The sequence below is a fragment of the Rothia sp. HMSC065C03 genome (genome assembly GCF_001837295.1).
Classification (GTDB): Bacteria; Actinomycetota; Actinomycetes; order Actinomycetales; family Micrococcaceae; genus Rothia.
On sequence record NZ_KV832006.1, the window covers coordinates 197,270 to 205,153 of the forward strand.

The 7,884-nt window shown below is 56.9% G+C and carries 8 protein-coding genes; 1 reads left to right on the plus strand and 7 read right to left on the minus strand.

Features of this window, described 5'->3' with window-relative positions:
- Nucleotides 1-110 precede the first annotated feature (110 nt).
- Nucleotides 111-2,183, plus strand: coding sequence for a 1-deoxy-D-xylulose-5-phosphate synthase (dxs, locus tag HMPREF2605_RS06545; RefSeq protein WP_083324855.1), 2,073 nt, complete (start codon nucleotides 111-113; stop codon nucleotides 2,181-2,183).
- 173 nt (nucleotides 2,184-2,356) lie between these two features.
- Here dxs and HMPREF2605_RS06550 read toward each other — a convergent pair whose 3' ends face one another.
- The 7 genes from HMPREF2605_RS06550 to HMPREF2605_RS06580 all read right to left on the minus strand — a co-directional run bounded on the left by HMPREF2605_RS06550 (nucleotide 2,357) and on the right by HMPREF2605_RS06580 (nucleotide 7,653).
- Entirely contained in the window at nucleotides 2,357-2,884 is a 528-nt protein-coding gene (locus HMPREF2605_RS06550; protein WP_049345140.1) for a Rieske (2Fe-2S) protein, read from the minus strand.
- 224 nt (nucleotides 2,885-3,108) lie between these two features.
- The gene (locus HMPREF2605_RS06555) at nucleotides 3,109-4,374 is read right to left on the minus strand and encodes an HRDC domain-containing protein (protein ID WP_070687033.1); all 1,266 of its coding nucleotides are present in this window, start codon (nucleotides 4,372-4,374) and stop codon (nucleotides 3,109-3,111) included.
- A gap of 213 nt (nucleotides 4,375-4,587) precedes the next feature.
- Entirely contained in the window at nucleotides 4,588-5,064 is a 477-nt protein-coding gene (gene msrB / locus HMPREF2605_RS06560; RefSeq protein ID WP_049352947.1) for a peptide-methionine (R)-S-oxide reductase MsrB, read from the minus strand.
- 87 nt (nucleotides 5,065-5,151) lie between these two features.
- Nucleotides 5,152-5,652, minus strand: coding sequence for a Cys-tRNA(Pro) deacylase (gene ybaK / locus HMPREF2605_RS06565; protein WP_005506356.1), 501 nt, complete (start codon nucleotides 5,650-5,652; stop codon nucleotides 5,152-5,154).
- A 122-nt stretch (nucleotides 5,653-5,774) separates the two neighbouring features.
- Entirely contained in the window at nucleotides 5,775-5,957 is a 183-nt protein-coding gene (locus tag HMPREF2605_RS06570) for a hypothetical protein (protein ID WP_049345143.1), read from the minus strand.
- A 92-nt stretch (nucleotides 5,958-6,049) separates the two neighbouring features.
- Nucleotides 6,050-7,063, minus strand: coding sequence for a YeiH family protein (locus HMPREF2605_RS06575; RefSeq protein ID WP_070847472.1), 1,014 nt, complete (start codon nucleotides 7,061-7,063; stop codon nucleotides 6,050-6,052).
- Nucleotides 7,018-7,653, minus strand: coding sequence for a DUF6318 family protein (locus tag HMPREF2605_RS06580; RefSeq protein WP_070847474.1), 636 nt, complete (start codon nucleotides 7,651-7,653; stop codon nucleotides 7,018-7,020). Before HMPREF2605_RS06580 ends, HMPREF2605_RS06575 begins: the two co-directional genes overlap by 46 nt.
- Nucleotides 7,654-7,884 lie beyond the last annotated feature (231 nt).

Here is a 7,884-nt window from a genome sequence, read left to right on the forward strand (position 1 = left end):
GTCTTGCTCTGCGGGCGCATAAATCTGCTTTTTGGCACCGTAAACGGTAGAATCATTGAAGAACCAACGCACGGAATGAGCCGTGCCCCGACCTTGAGGAGTGTGGGTGTATGTCCGCTGAAAACGCATTGCCGCAGGAGGAGACCCCGAATAGCGTCGCCGGTGGCGCACCCACCGCAGACTACAGCATTGGCGACGGTGCCACTGCCAAGTTGCTCCCCGGCATTCAGTCCCCGGCGGATCTGCAGAACCTCAGCTACGAGCAGCTGGAGGAGCTTTCTAAGGAGATTCGCCAGTTCATCGTGACGAATGTGTCGGCGACCGGCGGTCACCTGGGTCCGAACCTGGGCGTTGTGGAGCTGACCCTCGGCATTCACCGTGTCTTCGAATCTCCCAAGGACAACATTCTTTTCGACACCGGCCACCAGTCCTATGTGCATAAGCTGGTGACTGGTCGTCACGCGTTTAAGACTCTGCGTCAGAAGGGTGGCCTGTCGGGTTACCCGGATCGTGGCGAGTCTGAGCACGACATTATTGCGTCTTCGCACGCCTCCAGCTCAATTTCGTGGGCTGACGGTATTTCTCGCGCGCACAAGCTCAACGGTGAAGATGACCGCTACACCGTGGTCCTCATTGGTGACGGCGCGCTGACCGGCGGCATGGCGTGGGAGGCTGTGAACAATATTGCTGCCGACCGCACCCGCAAGGTCGTGATTGTGGTCAACGATAACGGCCGCTCCTACGCGCCGACCATTGGCGGTTTCGCGAACCAGCTCTCTGAGCTGAAGCACGGTGTGCAGCAGCAGGTGGATCGCGTGCGCCTCGATCACCGCTACGACAGCGCTCTGGATGCAGTGCGCATCGGTCTGCAGCGTGGCGGCCCCGTCGGTCAGATGGTGTACCGCGGCCTGCACGGCATGAAGGCGGGCATTAAGGACGTCGTCGTACCCAAGGGCATTTTTGAAGACCTGGGTATGAAATACGTGGGCCCCATTGACGGCCACGACCAGCAGGCTGTGGAGAACGCACTGACCGCGGCAAAGAACTACGCCGGCCCGGTGATTGTGCACGCCATTACCGAGAAGGGCCACGGCTACGCACCCGCCCGCGCTAATGAGGACGACCAGTTCCACGCGGTGGGCCAGATTGACCCGCTGACCGGTGAGGATGTTTCGACCAGCACCTCTGAGTCGTGGACCGGCGTCTTTGGCCGCGAAATTGCAGATATTGCGGATGAGCAGGAGAACGTCGTCGGTATTACCGGCGCGATGCTCATTCCCGTGGGTCTGCGCGAATTCCAGAAGCGCCACCCCGAGCGCGTTATTGACGTAGGTATCGCTGAGCAGCACGCCGTGGCGATGAGCGCCGGCCTGGCGTACGGCGGCATGCACCCGGTGGTTGCCCTCTACGCAACCTTCCTGAACCGCGGCTTTGACCAGCTGCTCATGGACGTTGCCCTGCACAAGGCGGGCGTGACCGTGGTGCTGGACCGCTCCGGCATTACCGGCCCGGACGGTGCAAGCCACCACGGCATGTGGGATTTGGCGATGCTGCAGTTCATTCCGGGCCTGCACCTGGCGGCTCCGCGTGATGGCGCGACCCTGCGCGAAGAGCTGCGTGAGGCTGTAGCTATTAACGACGCACCGACCGTGATTCGCTACCCGAAGGGCTCCGTGGGCGAGGACATTCCCGCCCTGGAGCGCCGCAGCGACGGCGTGGACGTGCTGGCACGCACCGGTGAACCCCACCCGGAAACCGGTCAGCGTGACGTACTGTTCGTTGCCGTGGGCGCTATGGCTCGCGTGGCTCTGGAAGCGTCCAAGGTGCTTGCCGCCGAGGGTATTCAGTCCACCGTGGTTGACCCGCGCTGGGTGATGCCGGTGCCGTCTTCGGTCGTTGAGCTGGCTCGTGACCACCGCATTGTGGTGACCATTGAGGACGGCGTGCGTTCCGGCGGCGTGGGTTCGCGCATCCGCCAGGAAATGCGTGCGGCTGGCGTGGATACCGCGCTGAGCGAGCTGGGTCTTCCGGCGGAGTTCATTCCGCATGCTTCTCGCGAGCAGATTCTGGAGGAGGTTGGCCTGACCGCCGAAACCATTATCGCGGATTTGCGTGCGCAGCTGGCTGGCGATAAGGTTCCGTTCGCTCGTGAAGAGGGCCAGAAGCCGCGCCACACCCGCTAAGCGGTCGTACCTGAGATGTGCCGCCTGAGCGCGCCTTAGTAACGGGCATCAGTAGCAGCGGGCACCATAAGACAGCACAAAGCCCCGCCCATCGTTTGTGATGGGCGGGACTTTGCTGTGCGCAGGTCTTGCTGTGTAGAGGTTTTGCTGTACGTAGGTTCTGAGCCGCCGGTTTAGGAATCGTTGGAGGTGTGGGTGACGAAAATCTTGCCGCCCTTCACCTGCACCGGGTAGCTGGTCAGCGCCTCCTCTGCAGGGCCGTGCACGACCGAGCCGTCAGCTACGGCGTACTCGGAGCCGTGGCAGGGGCACACGATACGGTTGGAATCCTGCACCTGCACCTGGCAGCCCTGGTGGGTGCACACGGTGCTGAACGCCTTGTACTCACCCGCGGACGGCTGGGACACGATAACGGTCGTGGAACCGTGAGTCAGCTTAGCTGCCTTGCCCACGCCCACTGCGGAGGCGGAACCTACCTCAACGGTGCCTTCGGGGGCGGTGACGTTGGAGTCACCTTCAGCGCAGGAGGCGAGCAACGCACCGGATGCGACGGCACCGGTGATGAGGGTTGCGCGGCGGGAGAAGACGCGCGCAGAAGAATCAGTTTCTGTGGTATCGACTGCGGTGTCGACGGTTGCAGATTCAGTAGCAGGGGAGGCGCATGCCTTCTGAGAGCGGCAGCATCCGTTGGGTGCGGGCATGGTGGTTCCTTTCGTGTACTCTCTCCACCCTATGCCGGTTTGGGACAAAAATCGAATGAGAGCAGGCTAAGCTTGGTTCACGTTTGCACCGGAGACAAACTGCTGAGGCAAAATACCGGGACAAACTACCGTGTCAAACTCCCGAGGCACACAAAATGCCGGTCGGGCGGTCGCATCAGCAACACACCCAACCGGCACGCACATCTATTCAACGTTAGAGAAATCTACCCCAGGTGGCGGGCAAAAATCGGCGCAATCACGGGGGCAACCAGACCCGTCTGCCACGAACGCGCACCGTACTCGGCGAGCGCATCCCGCAAGGTCTGCTCGTCAAAACGAGCCGGCGGCTCCCAGCAGAGGCGGCGAACATAATCGGTCGTGATCAGGTTCTGCGCCGGAATGGTCAGCTTCTCCGACAGCTCATCAATCGCCTGACGAACCTCGGTGAACAGCGCCAAGTTCTCGGGGCGCTTAGACTCCCACGCCTTCAACGGCGGCGGGGCAGTCGACGGCAAAGTGAACGGTACAGCGTTCTCACCGCGTGCCGCCGCAGCAATAGCACGCACCCAACGCGGTCCCTCACGACGCAAACCACGCGTCTGAAAACCGGGGATCGCCATGATGGCGGGAACGTTACGCGGCATGGTGCGTGCCGCCTCCACAATCGCAGAATCGGGCAGCAGACGCTTCGCGTCGACGTCCTTTTTACGTGCCAGCGAGTCACGCTCAACCCACAGGTTACGTAGCGCCGTCAGCTGCTTGACCGAACGCAACATCGTGCGGCCCTTCGTCTTACGCCAACGCTCCGGCTGATCCGTCGGATCCTTCACCGGGGTCTTGCACAGGTACTCGAACTCCTCCAGGGCGTACTGCAGCTTACCCTGCTGGCGGAGCAAATCCTCCAACGCGTCACGCAAATCAATGAGCACGTCAACGTCCAGCAGAGCATAGTTCAACCAGGATTCCGGCAGGGGGCGGCGCGACCAGTCTTCCTTCGAGTGCTTCTTCGCCAGCTTATAGCCGAGAAGCTCCTCAACGGTCGCACCCAGGTTCACGCGCTCCAGACCGGCAAGACGCGCACCAAGCTCCGTATCAAACAGACGGTTCGGGCGCATACCGAGCATATCCAGGCTCGGGAAGTCCTGAATTGCGGCGTGAATAACCCACTCAGCATCCGCCAGAGCATCGTTAATAATGCGCAAATCCTTAAACGCCTCAGGGTCAATCAGGTACAGCTGATCTTCACGCTTAAGCTGCACCAAAAAAGCACGCGAACCGTAGCGGATGCCCTGGGCACGCTCCGTATCAACAGCCACCGGGCCGGACGCCGCCGCCAACTGCTCAGCGGCACGACGCAGACCGCTCTCAGTGGTGATGAGAGTCGGAATCGGTGAGGAAGGGGCCTCCAGAGGAACAACGTCCGGAACTTCGATACCGTTAAGGGTCAGCTGAGGGGTGCCTGCGGCATTCTGTTCAGCTGCGGTACTCATGCACTCAATCCTTTTCCTCTGTCTGATTCGACGCGCCCATATGATGCGCCAGATGCCCGGGTAGGCGCACGCCCGAGCAAACATGAGCCCGGGCGGGGTGGCGTGCCCGCGAAGGCACTACGCCATTCTACCCGCCCGAGCCTAAAGCCTCGAATTTAGAGAGACTCACAATAAGGGGTTCACCGGCGTGCCCGCTGGGGGTCTTGCCGGGGTTTATTCGGCGGCTTCCGCCTCGTCAGCTGGCGCCTCGTCAACCGGAGTATCACCAGGCTGTGCTTCACCAGCCGGGGCCAGCGTCAGACACACCGAATTAATGCAATACCGCAAATCCGTGGGAGTCGGGTAGCCCTCACCCTCAAACACGTGACCCAGGTGCGAATCGCAGGCGGCGCAACGCACCTCCACACGGCGCATACCGAACGTCGTGTCCTCCAAGTAACGCACACGGTCCTCAGCCAGCGGCGCGAAAAACGACGGCCAACCACAATGCGAATCGAACTTCTGATCGGAACGGAACAGCTCCGTACCGCAGGCACGGCAAGAATACACACCCTCCGTGTGGGTGTTCCAGTACTCGCCCGTGAACGCGCGCTCGGTGCCGCCCTCACGCAGAACAGCGTACTCTTCAGGCTTGAGCACTTCACGCCAGTTCTTGGCGATAGCACCCACGCCGGGTAGCGAATTGCCCATCATGACTCCTTCAGTTTGCTCTCATGCCCAGGCTCTTACGACATATGTAACGCCGCGGCCGGGCGGATTATTCCCACTGAGCGCGGACTAAGCGCGGATGTCAGCGTACTTGCCGTTGGTGAGCTTCAGCAGGTCGTCCGGAGCGAGCTCAACATCCAGGCCGCGCTTACCGCCAGAAACCATGATCGTGTCAAAAAGCTGCGCAGACTCATCGAGCAGAGTGGGGGAGGGAGTCTTCTGACCCAGCGGAGAAATACCGCCCACCACGTAGCCGGTGCGGCGCTCAGCGACCTTCGGGTCGCACATGGAGGCGCTCTTCCAACCCAGGGCTGCCGCGGCAGCCTTAATGTTCAGCTTGCCAGAGACCGGCACGATCGCGACCGCGAAATCCTTCTCGTGCACAATCAGCAGGGTCTTGAACACCTGCTCCTCGGATGCGCCGAGGTTCTTCGCGGCCTCTTCACCGAAGGAAGTGACGCCCTCAACGTGCTCGTATTCACGCATCTGGAAGGGGGTGTTCGTCTCGGTCAGCAGTGCTACGGCGGCGGTTGCTGCGCCGCTCTTCTTACCTTTAGTTTTCTTAGCCATACAACCATTTTACGGAAGTCACCATGCGCCGATACCTATGCGCCGAGAAGCCACATGTGTTTCGAAAAGCCACTTCTTTGGTGGCTTCTCGAAACACATGTGGCTTCTCAAAGGTTATGGGGTTATTTCAGTAGCCCTTTTTCCTTCAGCTGCTCTTGAGAAAGCGAGCCAACGACAGTCCAAAATCCATCTGAATATTGGAGAATGTAAGCGCCGCTATCGTCCCCCTCGGCCGTATTTTTGTCTTCTGTATATGACCCGTCGGGTTCAACATACATTACGAATTCCCAAATGTGCTTCAGCATGAGAGTGTATTCTTTAGTTTTTTCATCATAGATAAAACGCCAAAAATGACGTTTGTCTACGTTCTGAGGTAGCCTTTAGGCTCCCTTTTTTCTTAGTAAATACCGATGAGTAATTGCATGCCAAGACTAGTCAGGATGATAGCAATCCAGCAAAGGGCTCCAAGAAGAATGGATTTTCCACTGGATTTGATCATAGCAATGAGGTTGGTTTTGAGACCAATAGCACTCATAGCCATGATGATGAGGAATATGGAGAGTTGTTTGAGAGGTGAAAAGAAGCTATTGCTGACACCGAAAGATGTGAGAAGAGTAGTTATCAGAGAAGCTAGGATAAAGTAGAGAATGAAAACGGGGAAGATTTTTTTAAGCTTCACTCCTTGGCTGTTGCCTTGTTGACGGCTTTGCCAATAATAGGAGAGGAAGAGAACGATAGGGATAATAGCTAGAGTACGCGTCAGCTTGACAATAGTTGCAGGCTCAAGAGTGTTTGCATTGTAAAGACTATCCCAGGCACTAGCAGTAGCTGTCACAGAGGAAGTATCGTTGACCGCAGTACCCGCAAAGAGAGCAAAACCTTCGTTGGAAAGATGGAGCCAAGAACCTAGAGTTGGAAAGATAAGAGCTGCCAAGACATTGAAGAAAAAGATAACAGAAATGGCTTGGGCTACTTCTTTTTCCTTGGCGTGAATAACAGGAGCAGTCGCTGCAATGGCAGAACCGCCACAGATAGAAGATCCAACTCCAATCAAGGTAGCTAGCTTTGTATCAAGGTTAAAAAAGCGTTGGAAAAAGAAAGCTATAATCAAAGCAATTGAAATAGTTGAAAGGATAACAGGAAGGGAAGATTTTCCAACTGCGAAAACTTGTGAGATATTGAGTCCAAACCCAAGCAAAATAACAGCATACTGAAGCAGTTTTTTGGAGCTATAAGTCAAACCGGCATCCAGTTGTGCATAGGAAGTGAGAAAGGGATGGAGAATCATTCCGATAAAAATGGCGAAAACAGGTGCTCCCACAACAGGCAGAAATCCTCCTAAAACCCAAGAGATGATAGAAATGATCAGACAGACTGACAGTCCTGCCCAATTTTTTGATAGAAATGACATGAAAACCTCCGAAAATAAACACTCCTTATTATAATCTTATTTGTCAGAAAAATAAAATAGAAAGTAGGAATAAGGTTGTAAATTAACGGAATACTGATAAAAATATCTAGTCCATCGGCGACCCAGCCTCCATGGGAGTACATCTCTTCAAGATATTCGTAGAACCCATATTCTTCAGCATCCTCTGTTACATACTTGAATGCATAGGAACAGTCGCCAGTCTGAATTGCATAGTTATGGGCAACCACCCAGTCCTTCATCATTCGGTAGAGGCCCTGCGTAGTTTCGGGGTACTGTTGCGGCTCGGCTTTCGGAAGAGGAACATTCTGCGCAGGGCCGTAGCCGTCTGCTTTGCGGTACTCACCATCAGGTGCCTTCGAGCCGCCGGAATAGCCGCGGATAGTGGATGGAGTAGCGCTCGCTGTGGGCGACTCACCGCCGGTGGCTGAAGTGGTCTCGCTCGGTGCGGTGGATGCGGTGGCTGCCGCCTCGTTATTTGCCTGCTGGCCGCACGCAGAAAGCAGAGCACTCATGCCCAGCAACGCCCCGCCGCTCAGCATCGCGCGGCGGGTCAAAAGATTGGAAGTCATGGAAGTGTATTCCTTATATCGGGGTGAAGTGTGAATAGAAGGCTGGCTAAAAACTTGAAGAATAACCATCCGAAGGGAAGAACCCGATAGCTGAGAAGCCACATGTGTTTCGAAAAGCCACAAACAAAGTGGCTTCTCGGCAAACATGTGGCTTCTCAGCGTAAGACCCATAGTGGGGGGCTTTACATGTCGGGCCAATCGCGGTGCAGCGAATACTCCGTATCCCCATCA